The organism is Terrabacter sp. 01T434 (assembly GCF_056398545.1).
The window spans coordinates 111,089-126,165 of record NZ_JBFTPP010000007.1 but is presented as its reverse complement, the minus strand read 5'-3'; the positions used below and the strand labels follow the sequence as shown (position 1 = coordinate 126,165).

12 protein-coding genes and 1 tRNA gene are annotated in these 15,077 nt (G+C 69.1%); 1 reads left to right on the top strand and 12 read right to left on the bottom strand.

Features of this window, described 5'->3' with window-relative positions:
* Positions 1-37 precede the first annotated feature (37 nt).
* The 3 genes from AC1DIW_RS15805 to polA form a co-directional block, all read right to left on the bottom strand.
* A complete protein-coding gene (locus tag AC1DIW_RS15805) occupies positions 38-2,683 on the bottom strand; it encodes a hypothetical protein (RefSeq protein ID WP_478109338.1) in 2,646 nt (881 codons plus the stop codon).
* Positions 2,680-3,279, bottom strand: a complete 600-nt coding sequence (locus tag AC1DIW_RS15800; protein ID WP_478109337.1) for a hypothetical protein — start codon at positions 3,277-3,279, stop codon at positions 2,680-2,682. Before AC1DIW_RS15800 ends, AC1DIW_RS15805 begins: the two co-directional genes overlap by 4 nt.
* A 163-nt stretch (positions 3,280-3,442) precedes the next feature.
* Positions 3,443-6,118 carry a DNA polymerase I gene (gene polA / locus AC1DIW_RS15795; RefSeq protein ID WP_478109335.1) on the bottom strand — a complete coding sequence of 892 codons (2,676 nt, stop codon included), beginning with the start codon at positions 6,116-6,118 and terminating at the stop codon, positions 3,443-3,445.
* Positions 6,119-6,247: 129 nt separating this feature from the next.
* Between polA and AC1DIW_RS15790 the strand changes: the two genes are divergently transcribed.
* A complete protein-coding gene (locus AC1DIW_RS15790; protein WP_442278038.1) occupies positions 6,248-6,685 on the top strand; it encodes a hotdog fold thioesterase in 438 nt (145 codons plus the stop codon).
* Between the two features lie 24 nt (positions 6,686-6,709).
* On the opposite strand, the gene AC1DIW_RS15785 is transcribed toward AC1DIW_RS15790, so the two are convergent.
* The 9 genes from AC1DIW_RS15785 to pyk all read right to left on the bottom strand — a co-directional run bounded on the left by AC1DIW_RS15785 (position 6,710) and on the right by pyk (position 15,062).
* Positions 6,710-7,285, bottom strand: a complete 576-nt coding sequence (locus tag AC1DIW_RS15785; protein WP_442278037.1) for a GNAT family N-acetyltransferase — start codon at positions 7,283-7,285, stop codon at positions 6,710-6,712.
* 202 nt (positions 7,286-7,487) lie between these two features.
* The gene (locus tag AC1DIW_RS15780; protein ID WP_478109499.1) at positions 7,488-8,207 is read right to left on the bottom strand and encodes an ABC transporter ATP-binding protein; all 720 of its coding nucleotides are present in this window, start codon (positions 8,205-8,207) and stop codon (positions 7,488-7,490) included.
* Complete coding sequence (locus tag AC1DIW_RS15775; protein ID WP_478109332.1) at positions 8,197-9,147, bottom strand: ABC transporter ATP-binding protein; 951 nt, start codon at positions 9,145-9,147, stop codon at positions 8,197-8,199. The genes AC1DIW_RS15780 and AC1DIW_RS15775 overlap by 11 nt, the downstream gene beginning before the upstream one ends.
* A complete protein-coding gene (locus tag AC1DIW_RS15770) occupies positions 9,140-10,291 on the bottom strand; it encodes a branched-chain amino acid ABC transporter permease (protein WP_442278035.1) in 1,152 nt (383 codons plus the stop codon). Before AC1DIW_RS15770 ends, AC1DIW_RS15775 begins: the two co-directional genes overlap by 8 nt.
* Positions 10,288-11,277, bottom strand: coding sequence for a branched-chain amino acid ABC transporter permease (locus tag AC1DIW_RS15765; RefSeq protein WP_442278034.1), 990 nt, complete (start codon positions 11,275-11,277; stop codon positions 10,288-10,290). The genes AC1DIW_RS15770 and AC1DIW_RS15765 overlap by 4 nt, the downstream gene beginning before the upstream one ends.
* A 109-nt stretch (positions 11,278-11,386) precedes the next feature.
* Entirely contained in the window at positions 11,387-12,532 is a 1,146-nt protein-coding gene (locus AC1DIW_RS15760; RefSeq protein ID WP_442278033.1) for a branched-chain amino acid ABC transporter substrate-binding protein, read from the bottom strand.
* A 151-nt stretch (positions 12,533-12,683) separates the two neighbouring features.
* Positions 12,684-13,358 (bottom strand): ANTAR domain-containing response regulator, encoded by a 675-nt coding sequence (locus AC1DIW_RS15755; RefSeq protein WP_478109497.1) that lies wholly within the window; start codon positions 13,356-13,358, stop codon positions 12,684-12,686.
* Positions 13,359-13,479: 121 nt separating this feature from the next.
* Positions 13,480-13,562 (bottom strand) — tRNA-Leu (locus AC1DIW_RS15750).
* A gap of 42 nt (positions 13,563-13,604) precedes the next feature.
* Positions 13,605-15,062, bottom strand: a complete 1,458-nt coding sequence (pyk, locus tag AC1DIW_RS15745; protein ID WP_442278032.1) for a pyruvate kinase — start codon at positions 15,060-15,062, stop codon at positions 13,605-13,607.
* Positions 15,063-15,077: the final 15 nt, after the last annotated feature.

The window sequence follows — 15,077 nt, the reverse complement described above, 5'->3', positions numbered from 1 at the left end:
GAACCGGTCCCGGTTCGTGGCCTCCCGACAACAGCGGTCAGAGGAAGCGTCGCCTCAGCAGCACCGAGCCACCCGCGAGGCCGAAGACGCCTGCGGCAGCAGCCGCGCGACCGGCGTTCGCAGAACCTTCTCCGTCGACACCCGCGAGCTCGTAGGAGTACGCCGTCGCACCGGCCGCACCCTCGGGGGCGCCGTAGGCCATGCCCTCGGCCTTGGCGCGCCGGGCACCGACCTCGATGAGGGCGTACTTCTCGCCGTAGTCCGCCGCCGTCGCCTTGCCGGCCTCGACGAGCTTCTTCGTCCCCTCGTCGGACAGGCGCTGAGCCCCGTCCTTGAGCTGTGGCGCGCCCGCGGCGGCGTCCGACAGACCCGCGGCCAGCTGGCTGGTGCCGTCGGCCGCATCGGCGAGGCCGTCGGACAGCTGACCGGCGCCGTCCTTGAGCTTGGCGGCCCCGTCATCGAGCTGTCCTGCGCCGTCCGCCAGCGTGCCGATTCCGGCATCGAGCTGGCCGGCGCCGGTCGCCAGGTCACTGGACCCGTTCGCGAGCTTGGCGGCACCTGCCCCGAGGTCCTTGGCCCCCGTCGCGACCTGCGAGGTTCCACCGTGGACCTGGTCCGCCCCGACCGTGAGCTGGTCGATGGCGTCGAGCAGGTCGAGACCACCGAGACCGAGCTGGTCGACGCCGTCCTGGAGGCCGTTGACGCCACCGCGCAGCGTGAGGTTCTTCGGCGTGTCCTTCGGCCCTCCGATGCCGCCCTGCACCTTCCCGACGACACCGTCGACGAGCGTGGACACGCCGGTGTCGACGAGGTCGACGCCTTCGAGCAGGCCGGGCACCTTGGGGTCGCAGACGGACAGCGTCGTGTTGCTCAGCCCGCACTCGACCCTGGCGAGACCGAAGGCGGCGTCACTGAGCTTGCCCTTGAGCTGGCCCAGGCCATCGGACACCTGGCCGAGGCCGGGCGACACCTTGGCCAGACCTGCCGAGACTTGGTCGAGTCCGCCGGAAGCGGTCCCGGTCTTCGTCCTGAGGTCGGTCAGTCCCGACTGGACCTGCGCCAGGATCCCTTTGCACGTGTCCCCACAGTCGACGCTCTTCGCCAACGCGACGCCGCCAGCGAGCTGGTCGATGCCGCCGCCGGCGGAAAGGGCGTCGTCCAGGCCTGAGCGCACCTGGTCGACTCCGGCCTTGGACTGGTCCACACCGGCTTTGGACTGGTCGACGCCGCCCTTGAGCTGGTCGAGGCTGCCCCCGTCCTCGGTGGCTGTCGCCAGGCCCGAGCGGATCTGGTCGACGCCGTCGATGAGCGTGCCTTCCTGGCCCTTGGCTCCGAGGCCCGCACGGAGCTTGGCGATGCCGGCGTGGAGCGGCTTCGCCTGCTCGGGGAGCCCGCCGACGCCGTCGTAGAGCTGGGTCAGGCCGGCATCGACCCGGTCGAGGCCGTCGGCGACCTGGGCGAGACCGTCGAGCAGCTGGGGCGCCTGGTCGCCGACCTGGTGCAGACCGCCCGCGACCTGCGCGGCACCGCCGTCGACCTGCGCGGCCCCACCACTCAGCTTCTTCGCGCCGGCGTCGAGCTGGCCGGCCCCGCCGGCGACCTGGCTGGCTCCGTCGGCGACCTTGGACGAGCCGTCCTTCGCCACCCCGGCGCCGGAGCGCAGCTTGGACGTGCCGTCCTTGAGCTGGCCGGCACCGCTGGCGAGCGTGCGTGACCCAGGCAGGGCCTGGGCCCCGAGACCCGCGTCGAGCTTCTTCGCACCGTCGCGCAGCTGGATGAGACCGGCGAGCATCGTGCTCGCCCCGTCGCGGAGCTTGAGCAGGTTGGCGTCGATCTCGGTGGCACCGGCGGTCAGGGTCGCACCGGTCGTGGCACCACTCTTGTAGCTCGCGGCCCCGCCCTTGAAGGACGGGCTGTCGAGCGGGCTCACCGGCAGCGCCGACACGTTGGCCTTGGGCAACGTGCCGTCGACGATGTCGGCCGCGTAGCCGAAGGTCGCGGTGGGCGTGCCGATGGGGCCGAAGAGCGTCATGGTGAAGGTCAGCTTCGTCCCGCCTCGACCGTCGCCGGCGACGTTGGCCTCCTTGGAGCTGACGTTCGTGAAGGTGTCGGGCAGGGTCGTCGTGAGCGAGCCGACCATCGGGATGACGACGCTCTGGGTGGCAGAGGCACTGTGGCCGGTGCCGTCGTCGAAGGTGATGACCTGAGGGGTCCCGGTGACGTTCTTGACGGCGTAGCGGACCTCGAGATGACCGCTGCGGCCCAGGACGTCACCGGGCTCGACGGGCCGGCCGTCGAGCAGGTAGGTGACCTGCACCTCGAGCGGCAGCTTCTTCGTGAAGTCGCTGAGGGTACGAAGCTGCTGCTCGCCGTCGACGTCGAAGTGGCCGAGCATGACGCCGTCCTTGACCTCGAAGGCGCCGAAGCCGTCGAGGTTGCGCAGGCCCTGCGCCTCGACCGGGTTGCGCAGGTCGACGGTGCCCCGGCCCTTCATCGCGACCTGCTCGTAGACACGGGCGACGTCGACCTTGCCCGACGCGTCGAGGTAGGCCTGCACCGTCTCCGTGTTGGACACCTGCACCGAGCCGTCACCGGCGGCGGCCGCCGGTGACGCAGCGAGCAGGAGAAGCGTGGGCATGGCCGCCAGTCCGGCGACCATGGTGGCGAGGGTCCGCTTGCTCATCGGGTGGCTCCTGTCATGAGGCCATCGAGATCGGTGGTTGTGCCGGAGTCCGGTGAAGACTCCTCGGCCCGTTCGGCCGACGAACGATGCCGTGCGGCCGAGTGCGACGGGTTCGCCTGCGGCGCAAGCAGGTTCGTTGCCAGGTAACCGAGACCGACGGCGAGGAGCACCGTCGTGGCCGCCGCCGGGGACTCGCTGAGGAACTGCGACGGAGCGTTGGTGTACACCGACTCGTAGGCGCCCACGATCGAGGCGGCACCGACCAGACCACTCCACAGCGGCAGGCGGCCACGACTCGCCGCGGTGACGACCGCGATGAGTGCCACGACGACGAACGCCGCGACGGCGCGACCGGCCGACGAGTCGGGCAGCTCGGCGGCACGCAGCCCGAAGCCGAGCCAGGCGAGGAGGAAGCCCGCGAGGAAGCCGGCCACCTTTCCCCAGGTGGAAGCGTGTGGGACGAGCCCGAGAACACCACCGAGTGCCGCGCCGAGAAGGGCGACGTGCTCGAGGTCGAGACCGAGCACGCTGCTCAGCCCGATGATGACCGCCGCGAAGACGGCGAGACACAGACCTGTGACCAGGCTTCTGACCATGTCCACCTCACAGTAAAAGCACCCGTCTCCGTTGGCGGGTGCAAGTTACCGGTCAGTATGTCCGTGGGGGTCGATCACGGTGCGACAAATGGGACAAGAAGCCCAGCTGTTTCCAAACCGTGATCTAAGGGATGTTTCGAACCGCCCGCTCCGGGGTGACGGCCTAGTGCGCCGCGTCGTGCCAGGAGTGCCCGACCCCGACGTTGATGTCGAGCGGCACGTCCAGCTCGGCGGCATGACCCATCTCGTGGCGGACCATCTTCTCGACGTCGTTGCGCTCGCCGGCCGCCACCTCGAGGACGAGCTCGTCGTGGACCTGGAGCAGGATGCGGGACTTCGCCCCGGCCGCGACCAGCGCCCGGTCCACCCCGATCATCGCGACCTTCATGATGTCGGCGGCCGAGCCCTGGATCGGGGCGTTGAGCGCCATCCGCTCGGCCATCTCGCGGCGCTGGCGGTTGTCGGAGGTCAGGTCGGGCAGGTAGCGGCGACGGCCGAACATCGTCGCGGTGTAGCCGGTCCCCCGGGCCTCGGCGACGACCTCCTTGAGGTAGTGGCTGACGCCACCGAAGCGCTCGAAGTAGCCGTCCATGAGCCCGCGCGCCTCCTCGGTGCTGATGGTCAGCTGCTTGGACAGGCCGAAGGCCGACAGGCCGTAGGCGAGGCCGTAGGACATCGCCTTGACCTTGGAGCGCATGGCGGACGTGACGTCGTCGGGCTCGACGCCGAACACCTTCGAGCCGACGAACTTGTGGAGGTCCTCACCGGTGCGGAAGGCCTCGATGAGCCCCTCGTCGCCGGACAGGTGCGCCATGACGCGCATCTCGATCTGCGAGTAGTCGGCCGACATGAGCGCCTCGTAGCCCTCGCCGACGACGAAGAGCTCGCGGATGCGACGCCCCTCCTCGGTGCGGATCGGGACGTTCTGGAGGTTCGGCTCGGTGGAGCTGAGCCGGCCCGTGGCCGCGATGGTCTGAAGGTAGGTGGTGTGGATGCGGCCGTCGTCGGCCACCGACTTCTGCAGTCCCTCGACCGTGACGCGAAGGCGCGCCGCGTCACGGTGACGCAGCAACGCCTCGAGGAAGGGGTGCTCGGTCTTGGTGAAGAGGTCGGTCAGCGCGTCGGCATCGGTGGTCCAGCCGGTCTTCGTCTTCTTCGTCTTCGGCATGCCGAGGGTGCCGAAGAGCACCTCCTGGAGCTGCTTGGGCGAACCGAGATTGATCTTCTCGCCGCCGATCGCGTCCCAGGCGTCCTGCTGGGCCTGCGCGACCTTGGCCGCGAAGTCGCCCTCGAGGGAGTCGAGGCCCGGCACGTCGACGGCGATGCCGGTGCGCTCCATGCGGGCCAGGACGTCGACGAGCGGGATCTCCACCTCTGCCAGGAGCTGCTCGCCGCCGGTGGCGGCGACCTGCTCGTCGAGCACGGCGGCGAGGTCACGCACGGCCGTCGCGCGCACCATCTCCTTCTGGGCGGCCTGCTCGTCGGCGTCGCCGCCGAAGTCGAGCATGCCCTGGCCGTCGGTCGGGGCCGACCCGCTCAGCTCGCGGTGCAGGTTGCGCAGCACGAGGTCGTCGAGGTGGTAGGTGCGCTGGTCCGGCTTGACGAGGTATGCCGCGAGCTGGGTGTCGCTCGTCAGCCCACCGAGAGACCAGCCGCGGGCGGCGAGCGCCTCGATCGGACCCTTGGCGTCGTGCATCGCCTTCGGGCGCGTGGCGTCCTCGAGCCAGGCGCCCAGCGCGGCCTCGCCCTCCGGGGTCAGCGTCTGCAGGTCGATCCACGCGGCGCTGCCTCCCGGAGCCGCCACGGCGATCCCGCTCGCGTCGCCGGTGCCGCGGGCCCAGGTGCCGGCGACGGACAGACCGGAACGCTCGTCCGCCGCGAGGTGCTCGGCCACCCACGCGGGCACGGCCTCGGGGGCCAGCACCTGCCCGTCGACGTCGAAGCCCTCCTCGGCCTCGGGCGCGGCTGCCTCGACGGTCGCGAAGAGGCGGTCGCGCAGGACGCGGAACTCGAGACCGTCGAAGACCGTGTGGACCTCCTCGCGGCTCCACTGGCTGCGCTGGAGGTCCTCGATCTCCACGCCGACCGGGCTGTCCTTGACGAGCTGGTTGAGGCGCCGGTTGCGCAGCACCTGGTCGAGGTGGTCACGCAGCGACTGACCCGCCTTGCCGGGGATCTTGTCGATGCTCGCGACGATGCCGTCGAGGTCGCCGTACTGGGTGATCCACTTCGCGGCGGTCTTGGGGCCGACCCCGGGCACGCCGGGGAGGTTGTCGGAGCTCTCACCGACCATGGCCGCGAGGTCGCTGTAGCGGGTCGGGGGAACGCCGTACTTCTCCTCGACCTCCTTGGGACCCATGCGCCACACCTCGGAGACGCCGCGGACGGGGTAGAGGATCGTGACCCGGTCGGAGACGAGCTGGAACGTGTCACGGTCACCCGAGCAGATGAGCACGTCGACGTCCTTGGCCTCGGCCTGCGTGGCGATCGTCGCGATGATGTCGTCGGCCTCGTAGCCGTCGAGCTCGATGAACGTGATCCGCAGCGCGTCGAGGATCTCCTTGACGAGCGGGATCTGCCCCTGGAACTCGTCGGGAGTGCGGGCGCGGCCCGCCTTGTAGTCCGAGTACTCCTCGGTGCGGAACGAGTGGCGCGCCTTGTCGAAGGCCACCACCACGTGCGACGGCTCCTCGTCGCGCAGCATGTTGATGAGCATCGAGGTGAAACCGTAGACGGCGTTGGTGTGCTGCCCGGTGCTCGTGGAGAAGTTCTCGGCGGGGAGCGCGAAGAACGCGCGATAGGCCAGCGAGTGTCCGTCGAGGAGGAGAAGTCGGCTCACACCGGAAGCCTAGTGGCGCCCACCGACGCCACGATGCGCGGCACCGAGCCGGCCTGGATGGACGGCCACCACGCGGGTCTTCTGGGGCGCACGGGGGCGAAGCCCGCGTGGGCGCATACGATCGCGCCCATGACTGACTCTTCGACGCAGGCGGCTGGCCAGACCCTCGACGACATGCGGTCCATGGCGGAGGGCACGCTCCTCGAGCGCATGCAGATCGAGCTGACGGAGGTGTCTCCGGACCGCCTCGTCGCGACGATGCCCGTCGCGGGCAACACCCAGCCGTACGGCCTGCTCCACGGCGGCGCGAGCGTCGTCCTGGCGGAGACGCTCGGCTCGATCGGCGCCCAGCTCCACGCCGGGCCGGGACGGGTGGCGGTCGGCCTCGACATCAACGCCACCCACCACCGCGCCGCCCGGGCGGGCGTCGTGACCGGCACGGCGACCCTGCTCAGCGCCGGGCGCACGCTGGTCAGCTACGACGTCGTCGTCACCGACGAGGACGGCAGGCGCCTCTGCACCTCGAGGATCACCTGCCTGCTGCGGGACGTAGCCCCCGGGGCCTGACGGACGAGCAGCAGAGGAGCCCGGTCAGCCGGCGATCTTCGGGTCGTGCCGCGGCGCCCGCGCCCTCGCCCGCAGGTCACGGCGACGCTGCAGCAGGTCGAGCGACACCCGCTGGGGTCGCGGTTCCCCCGCCAGCTTGCGCTGGAGCGCCGCGGAGGACGCCACGCGACGCACCGTCTCGGGGGCGAAGCCGAGACGCGCGAAGAAGCGGTTTGCCTCGCGGTCACCTGCGGGAACCGCACTGGCGAGGTGCTCGCAGCCCTGACGGTCTGCGTAGCGGCTGGCCGACGAGAGCAACGAGCGCCCGATGCCCTGGCGGCGGAAGTCCGGGTGCACGAAGAGCATGTCGATCGACACGCACGGCGAGTCGACGAGCAAGCTCCGTGTCGAGTCCGCGAGGACGACGTAACCCGCCGGACGATCATCGATGAACGCGATGAAGGCGCAGATGTCGTTGCGCTGCAAGGCATTTCGCAGGGTGCCGTCGAGCGCGAGGCGCTGGGCCGCCTCCGGGGTGGTTCCCCCCTCGATCCGGTGCGTGATCCACAGTTCGATGAACTGCGAGTGCAACCCCTCGTCGACGCGCTGAACCGAGACCACTGCTCGCCCCATCATTCCTCCCGTTCCAGCCCTGAGGTCACCCGGCTGAGACTACGACCATAGACGCTCGGACGGAAGAGGAATCGGCAGGTCGCTCCTCCCGGAGGTGGGGTGCCACGACCGCCGTCGTGGCACCCCCCTTCGGATTCCGAAGCGGCCTCTGCGCCGGTATGCCGTGTGGCCGCCGACGCGGAGAAGGCGCCTAGACGTCACCGCCGAGGTAGGCCGCCTTGACAGCGGGGTCGTCGGCGAGCTCCCGGCCCGTGCCCTCCCGGACGATCTCGCCCGTCTCGAGGATGTAGGCGCGGTGCGACCGCTTGAGCGCCTGGGCGGCGTTCTGCTCGACGAGCAGCACCGTGGTGCCCTGGCTGTTGATCTCCGTCACGATGTCGAAGATCTGCTGGATGAGCTTCGGCGCGAGGCCCATCGAGGGCTCGTCGAGCAGCAGCAGCCTCGGCTTCGCCATGAGTGCACGGCCCATCGCGAGCATCTGCTGCTCCCCGCCCGACATCGAGCCGGCGGCCTGGTTGCTGCGCTCCTTGAGGCGTGGGAAGAGCTCGAAGACGCGCTCGAGGTCGTCCTTGACCGCCTTGCTCTTGCGGTCCGGGCGCGCGTAGGTGCCCATCTCGAGGTTCTCCATCACCGTCATGCCGACGAAACACCCGCGGCCCTCGGGTGACTGCGAGATGCCGAGGACCGGCCGTTCGTGCGAGGGCGTGTGGGTGATGTCCTTGCCGTTGAAGAAGACCGTGCCGGCCCGCACAGGGCGCAGTCCCGAGACGGTCTTCATCGTCGTCGTCTTGCCGGCACCGTTGGCCCCGATGAGGGTGACGATCTCGCCCTCCTCGACCGTGAAGCTGATGTCCCGGATGGCCTCGATGCGCCCGTAGTTGACGCACAGGCCGCTGACCTCAAGAAGCATCTTCTTCATCAACTCCAAGGTAGGCGGCGATGACCGCGGGGTTGTCGCGGATCTCCGCAGGCGAGCCCTCGGCGATCTTGCGGCCGAACTCGAGGACGACGATCCGGTCGGTCACCCCCATGACGAGCTTCATGTCGTGCTCGATGAGCAGCACGGTGTAGCCCTGGTCGCGGATCGTGCGGATCAGCTCCATGAGCTTGGCCTTCTCCGCCGGGTTGAAGCCGGCCGCCGGCTCGTCGAGGCAGAGCAGCTGCGGGCTCGTGGCCAGGGCACGCGCGATCTCGAGCCGGCGCTGGTCGCCGTAAGGGAGGTTGCGCGCGAGCTCGTCGGCCTTGCCGTCGAGCCCCATGAAGGTCAGCAGCTCCATGGCCCGCTCGTAGCCCTGCGACTCCTCCTTGCGGTGCTTCGGCAGGCGGAACATCGCCGAGACGACACCGGTCGTGTGGTGCGCGTCGACGCCGACGAGGACGTTCTCGAGCGCCGTCATGTTGGCGAAGAGCCGGATGTTCTGGAACGTGCGCGCGATGCCCAGCTTGGTGATCGCGAACTTCTTGCGCTTGCCGAGCGGCTCGCCGAGGTAGCGCACCGCACCGGAGGTGGGTTGGTAGACGCCCGTCATGACGTTGAAGCAGGTCGTCTTGCCGGCGCCGTTGGGACCGATGAGGCCCAGGATCTCGCCCTTGTTGATGTGGAAGCTCACCTCGTTGAGCGCCACGACGCCGCCGAAGCGCAGGGTGACCTCGTCGACCTCGAGCAGCTTCTCGCCCTCGGCCACGACCGGGACGCCGATGTCCTCGGGAGCGATGACGACGTCGGGGTTGATCTCGGTGACCTCGTCCACGGACAACGGCTGGCGAGGCTGGTCGGTCTGGTCGATCTGGTCGGTCTGGTCGGTCTGGTCGGGCTGGTCGGTCTGGTCGGGCTGGACTGCCTCAGACATTGTCTTCTCCTTCCTCGAGGACGGCCTGTCTGGCATCGGCACGCTTGGCACGGACCGTGCGTTTCGGCGGCAGCAGGCCCTGGGGGCGGAAGATCGCGAGCAGCATCAGGGCGAGGCCGAAGACGAGCACGCGGAAGTCCGCGAAGTCACGGAATCGCTCCGGGAAGTAGCCGACGACGATCGCGCCGACGATGACGCCCCACCGGTTGCCGGCGCCACCGACGACGACGGCGGCGAGGAACAGGATCGACAGCAGCAGGATGAAGCTGTCGGGCGAGATGAAGCCCGCCTTGGTGGCGAACAGGGCCCCGGAGAGCCCACCGATCGCGGCACCGAGGGCGAAGGCGAGCAGCTTGAACCGGAAGGTGGGCACGCCCATCAGCTCTGCGGCGTCCTCGTCCTCACGCGTCGCCTCCCAGGCCCGCCCGACCCGGCTGTTCTTGACGAGGATGTCGAAGAGCAGGACGAGACCGATGACGATGAGGGCGAGCCAGTAGTAGGGGACGAAGTCGCTGATCCCGAACTTGAGGAACGTCGACGTCGTGCTGAGGTCGACGACCGGCACGCCGCCGCTCCAGTCGATGCTGGGCACGCTGAAGACGATCAGGCTCGGGGGCTTCGGGATGTTGGAGATGCCCTGCGCACCACCCAGCCACTGCGAGTTGACCAGGCACAGGCGCACGATCTCACCGAAGCCGAGCGTGACGATGGCGAGGTAGTCGCCACGCACCCGCAGCGTCGGGGCGCCGAGGATGACGCCCGAGAGCATGGCCGCACCGATCGCGATGGGCACCACGACGATCCACGAGAGGTTGGCGTGCTCGGAGCTCAGGACACCGACGGTGTAGGCGCCGATGGCGTAGAACCCGACGTAGCCGAGGTCGAGCAGGCCGGCGTAGCCGACGACGATGTTGAGGCCCAGCGCCACGAGGACATACGTGGAGACCGTGAAGAGCACGCCGCCGAAGTCCGAGCCCTCGGTGGTGATGACGGGGATGTTGAGCATCGGCAGCAGGAACAGGAAGATCGCGAACAGGACCCAGAGGCCGATCTTCGCAGGCTTGGGCAGCGAGTCCACCCGCTCCTTGAACCCCGGGCGGGGCGCCTTGACGGTGGGGCCGGTGACGGTTCTCGTGGTGCTCATGCGCGGGCCTTTCCGAGCGACTCACCGAGCAGGCCGGTGGGCCGGAAGAGGAGGATGAGGATCAGCAGGACGAACGCGACGACGTCCTTCCACTGCGTGCCGACGAGGGCGGAGCCGTAGTTCTCCGCGAGGCCGAGGACGAAGCCGCCGAGGAGGGCACCGCGCAGGTTGCCGATACCGCCGAGGACGGCTGCCGTGAAGGCCTTGACGCCGAGGATGAAGCCGACGTCGTAGCGGGTGATCCCGATCTTCAGCATGTAGAAGACCGCCGCGGCTCCGGCCATGACGCCGCCGACGAGGAAGGTCACCTGGATGACACGGTCGCGGTTGACGCCCATCAGCGCGGCGGCCTCGGGATCCATGGCGACGGCCCGGATGCCTCGTCCGAGGCGTGAGCGCTTCACGAACTGGTCGAGGATCACCATGAGCACGATGGCCCCCACGATGACGAAGATGTCGACGTTCGTGACCTGGTAGTCGACCAGCGTGAACACCGGCTGCGGTGAGAAGACCTCGGGCATACCGGTGTTGTTGCGCGAGTTGGCGACGTAGGCGCGCAGGTACGTGTCGAAACCGACCGCGCCGGTGATCTGCTGGCGAAGGCCCATGAGCTCGGAGAGCACGAACGAGGCGCCGATGGCCGAGATCAGGGCGATGAGCGGTGGTGCATTGCGCTTGCGCAACGGTCGGTAGGCGAAACGCTCGAGCAGGACCGCGATGAGGCCCGACATGAGCATCGCGGCCACGAACATCGCGGCGATCCAGAAGATCACGTTGCCCAGGCTGCCTCCGGCCTTGCCGCCGAGGAAGACGACGATCCACAGGCAGGCGAAGGTGCCATACATGAACACCTCGGAGTGCGCGAAGTTGATGAGACGCAGCACGCCGTAGACGAGCGTGTAGCCGAGGGCGACGAGGGCGTAGACGGCCCCGAGCGTCAGACCCGTGATGGTCAGGGCGAAGAAGTTGTCCAACAGGTACTGCATCCAAGACCTCCTGGGCCGGGTGCGGTGGGCGGGATCGCACGTCCGGTGTCACCGCACGAAGGGCGGTCGGAGCGTAGTGCTCCGACCGCCCCGGACGATGACGACCGTGCTACTTGATCTCGCCGACGGACGTGAACTTACCGTCCGCGACCTTGTAGGCGAAGACCTTGATGTCGGAGGACTCGCCCTTGGCGTCGAACTTCAGCTGCTTCGTGACGCCCTTCTTGTCGTAGGACTTCACGAAGTCGATCATGCTCGAGCGGTCCTTGCCGGCGGCGATGCCGTCGAGCAGGATCGTCGCGGCGTCGTAGCCCTCACCCGAGTAGGTGTTGGGGTCCTGGTTGTACTTCGCCTTGTACGCCGAGGCGAAGGCCGGCGCGATGTCCGCCGGGACGCAGGGGCAGGTCACGATGGCGCCGACGGCCGCGGGCCCGGCGTTGTCGATGAACGACTGGTCCTTGACGCCGTCGGCAGCCACGAAGGTGCCCTTCCAGCCCGCGTCGCGCAGCTGCTTGACGAGCGGAGCCGCCTCCGGGGCGTAGCCGCCGTAGAAGAGGGCGTCGGCGCCGGACGCCTTCACCTTGGTCACAGAGGCGCTGAAGTCCGTCTGCTTCTGCTGCACCGTGTCGTTGCCGACCACGGCCGAGCCGAGGTCCTGACGCACGATGTCGGCCAGTCCCTTGCCGTACTCGGAGGCGTCGTCGATGACGAACGGCTTCGCGGCCTTGAGCGTGTCCTTGATGTACTTCGAGGCTGCAGGGCCCTGCGTGGCGTCGTTGCCCAGGGCACGGAAGAAGGTCTTCCAGCCGTTGTCGGCGAGCTTCGGGTTGGTGGCCGACGGCGTGATCGTGACGAGGCCGGCCTCGTTGAATGCCGGGTCGGCCGCCTTGGACTCACCGGAGAACGCGGGGCCGACGATGCCGACGACCTTCTTGTCGTCGATGGCCTTCTTGGCGAGGGCCGGCGCCTGCGTCGGGTCACCCTGCGAGTCGTAGTTCTCGAGGGTTACCTTGCAGTCGGCGTGCTTCTTGTTGTAGTCGTCGAGAGCGAGGTTCACGCCGTTCTGGATGTAGATGCCCAGGTTGGCGTTCGGGCCGGTGAGGGCACCGAACATGCCGATCTTCTGGTCGCAAGCGGCCTTGGCCGCGCCGCCGGAGCCGCCGGCCGACGAGGTGTCGCCGCCCTTGGTGCCACAGGCGCCGAGGGCAAGCGCCGCAACCGCGAACGGCACAACGAGCTTGAGGGTAGAACGCACGGATGTCCTCCTGATGTCACTCATCCCTCTGATGAGGGCTGACACGGAGACTAGGCGGAATCGCCTTCGCGGTCAGCAGAAATGGGCGATCGGTGACCGTGTCGTAACCTCTGTGGACCTCGCGGCCGGATGATCTGCGGCGCAGCCGGGCTCAGGACGCCGGGAAGCCGTTGATGACGGCCTCGGCGACCTCTTTCATCCCGAGGCGGCGGTCCATCGCCGTCTTCTGGATCCACCGGAACGCATCGGACTCGCTCAGCTTCAGCTGGGTCATGAGCACACCCTTGGCCCGGTCGACGAGCTTGCGCGTCTCGAGCCGTTCACCGAGGTCGGCGATCTCGGCCTCGAGGGCCTTGAGCTCCTGCCAGCGCGACGTGGCGATGTCGATGGCCGGGCGGAGGTCGTCGGCCGTGAACGGCTTGACGATGTAGGCCATGACGCCGGCGTCGCGGGCCCGCTCCACGAGCTCGGTCTGGGAGAACGCGGTGAGCATGATGACGGGGCACAGCTTGGACTCGTGCAGCTGCTCGGCGGCGGACAGGCCGTCGAGGACCGGCATCTTGACGTCCATGATGACGAGGTCGGGCTTGACGTCCTTGGCCAGCTCGACGGCCTGCTCGCCGTTGCTGGCCTGGCCGACGACGTCGTAGCCCTGCTCCCCGAGCATCTCGACGAGGTCGAGACGGATGAGCGCCTCGTCCTCGGCGACGAGGATCCGGGTCGCCCCCGCCCGGTCGGCTGCGGTGTCCGCGGCCTCCGAAGACGCAGCAGCCTCGGTGGGGACGGCAGGCGTGGTGGCGGTGCCAGGGGTCGGCTTGGGGCTCATGCTCTCGTCGGTGCTCACGGGGAAATCCTATCCGGGGCGAGATTTCCGGCGCGTTTCGGGACGGTCAACCCACCGCTTCCCCTCGTCGCGCCGCAGCGAGGGCCATCGAGGGCGTCGAGAGTGCCGAGGGCGGGACTCGAACCCGCACGGCCTTTCGGCCAGAGCATTTTGAGTGCCCCGTGTCTGCCATTCCACCACCCCGGCCGGAGTGCCGCGCCAGCATACCGGCGCGGACCGCGCGTGCCGTCAGCTGGTGACCTCCTCCGGCCGGTAGGCCGGAGCAGCACGGTTGACGGCGTCGCCGACCCGGTGGACGCGCAGCGCGTTCGTCGAGCCCGGGATGCCGGGGGGCGAGCCGGCGACGATGACGACACGGTCACCCTCGGCGACGCGGCCCTCGGGGATGAGCTTGAGGTCGACCTGCATCGCGAACTGGTCGGTGTGGTGCATGCGCGGCACGAGGTAGGTCTCGATGCCCCAGACCAGGGCGAGCCGGGAGCGGACCCGGGGCTCCGAGGTGAAGGCGAGCATGGGCTGGCGGGGCCGGATGCGGGCCATCCGCGTGGCCGATCCGCCGGTCTCGGTGAAGACGATGAGGAACTTCGACCCCACGACCTCGCCGATCTCGACCGCAGCCTTGGTCACCGCTCCCCCGACCGTCTTGGGGTTGGTCGGCATCCGGACGATCTTGTCGAAGCCCTTCTCCTCGGTCGACTCGATGATGCGTGCCATGGTGCGCACCGAGTCGATGGGCCAGGCGCCGACCGAGGTCTCACCGGAGAGCATGAGTGCGTCGGCGCCGTCGAGCACGGCGTTGGCGGCGTCGGAGGCCTCGGCACGCGTCGGGCGCGGGTTCTCGATCATCGACTCGAGCACCTGCGTGGCGACGATGACCGGCTTGGCCTCGCGCCGGGCGAGCTCGATCGCGCGCTTCTGCACGAGCGGCACGTCCTCGAGCGGCATCTCGACGCCGAGGTCACCGCGGGCGACCATGATGCCGTCGAAGGCTGCGACGATGCCCTCGAGGTTGTCGACCGCCTGCGGCTTCTCGATCTTGGCGATGACGGGGATGCGGTCGCCGAACTCGTCCATGATGGCGTGCACGTCGACGATGTCCTCGGCCGAGCGGACGAACGACAACGCGATCATGTCGACGCCGAGGCGCATGGCGAACCGGAGGTCCTCGCGGTCCTTCTCCGACAGGGCCGGCACGCTGACGGCGACGCCGGGCAGGTTGATCCCCTTGTTGTTGCTGACGACGCCACCGATGACGGTCTCGGTCACGACGTCGGTGTCGCTCACCTCGACCGCGCGCAGCATGACCTTGCCGTCGTCGATGAGCAGGACGTCACCCGGCGTCACGTCACCGGGCAGGCCGGCATACGTGGTCCCGACGATGCTGTCGTCGCCTTCGACGTCGCGGGTCGTGATGGTGAAGCGCTGGCCGGGGCTCAGCGTCACGGGCCCGGAGGCGAAGCGTCCGGTCCGGATCTTCGGCCCCTGCAGGTCGACGAGGACGCCGACGGCGCGGCCCGAGGCGTCACCCGCGGCACGGACGTCCCGGTAGACCTGCTCGTGCACGGCGTGGTCCCCGTGCGAGAGGTTGAGCCGCGCCACGTCCATCCCGGCGTAGACGAGGGCTCGCAGCTGGGAGGGTGATGAGGTCTTGGGGCCGATGGTGCAGACGATCTTGGCGCGGCGCATGCTTCAACCTTAGGG